The sequence below is a fragment of the Pseudomonas sp. SDO5215_S409 genome (assembly GCF_054071325.1).
Window position 1 is genome coordinate 1 of record NZ_JBSVWN010000170.1, and the last position, 590, is coordinate 590.

A 590-nucleotide genomic window follows, 5' to 3' on the forward strand; every position below is an offset into this window, starting at 1 on the left:
AATTCTTTTTCATGAAGATCAAGAATGACTTTCCCGGTAATCCGTGAAGAACCTTAAATTTCTACGCCTGCTCTTGGACTTCGCACGTCGATTGGCCCCAGAGCAAGGATATGCCGGGCATGCCTACAATCTGTCGCCGACCAATCGTGATGACAACGAGCCTACCGAAGCCTTTATGGCTGCTCGTATGCCAGGATTGGATGTCGGAACAGCTGGCCTGCTAGCGAACAGGCCTAAATTCAAACCCGAAAAAATCAAAACGGTCAGTTGGCTGACGGTGCTCAACCAAGCACGTCTTAATCTCGTTGGCGGACTGGAAGCTATACGAGCGAAACTACCATCCAGCCATTTCGCCTTCTACGACTACGGTAACGGCGTGGTGATCCAAGCGGGTGCCCACCCGTATCTTGGTGGCAATCCTGATGACCCGCTACCCGCTACTTACGTGTTGCTGAACCATGTGCTCAAGGGAATCCGCTACGAGACGGTGGGTTCACTCCACGGCGGCTCTCACGACGGTGAATTACGGCTAGTGGGCTGGTCGGCTGACCAATGGCTGAAACGGCTGGATGTGGATGAGGCCGATATAC

1 pseudogene is annotated in these 590 nt (G+C 53.2%); it reads left to right on the forward strand.

The window, feature by feature from the left end:
* Window positions 1–52: 52 nt before the first annotated feature.
* Window positions 53–590 (forward strand): annotated as a pseudogene (locus ACW9H9_RS28760) (type VI immunity family protein); the annotation flags it as partial.